The organism is Bradyrhizobium sp. 44, from assembly GCF_023073095.1.
Classification (GTDB): Bacteria; Pseudomonadota; Alphaproteobacteria; order Rhizobiales; family Xanthobacteraceae; genus Bradyrhizobium.
This window is the reverse complement of the sequence record NZ_JADPIY010000006.1, coordinates 1-646: the sequence shown is the minus strand read 5'-3', so window position 1 is coordinate 646 and position 646 is coordinate 1. Positions and strand designations below refer to the sequence as shown.

Annotated in this window: 1 protein-coding gene; it reads right to left on the bottom strand. The window is 65.3% G+C overall.

Going from position 1 to position 646, the window contains the following annotated elements:
* Window positions 1-646, bottom strand: a 646-nt coding sequence (locus IVB41_RS02015) for an Ig-like domain-containing protein (protein WP_247426200.1), incomplete at both ends; no start/stop codon positions are given.

Genomic DNA, 646 nt, shown 5'->3' with positions numbered 1-646 from the left:
GGTATGCAGCCCATCAGCGAGACCGCTCGGTGTGAACGCCCAGTTCCCGCTCCCATCCGCCAAACTGGTGGTTGCGATTAAAGTCCCATCGATGGTGAAGTGCACCGTGGTGTTTGCCAGGCCCGTCCCGGTCAGCGCAGCGTTCGAAGTGATCTGGTCAAGCGCCGAAGACCCGGTATCGGAGGTCAGATGCTCCGTCACGGCCGGGCCGGTCGTGCTGAGCGTGTAGACAACGGCATTGCTGGTCGTCGTGTTGCCGGCAACATCGCTCACCCTGGCCGTCAGCGAGTTGCTGCCATTGCCGAGCGTGACGAGGCTGCTCCAGCTGCCGTCGCCCAGCACGACGGCGGTGCCGATCGTGGTGGTCCCGTCCAGGATTGTGACGGCGGCCCCGGCATCGGCCACATCGACCGTACCGGCCAGAGTCTGGCTGGCCTGGTTGGTCGCTCCGCCGGTGCTGGTGATCGTGATGATCGGCGCCGTCGTATCGATCGTCACCGCTTTGCTGGCGGTGGTGCCGATGTTGCCTGCGGTGTCGATGATCCGGGTCTGGTAGGTGAAGCTCGCCGGATGGACGACGCCATCGACCAGGCTCCACGTCGTTCCGGTGTTCTGGACCACATCCGCCCAGGTGGCGCCGCCATCG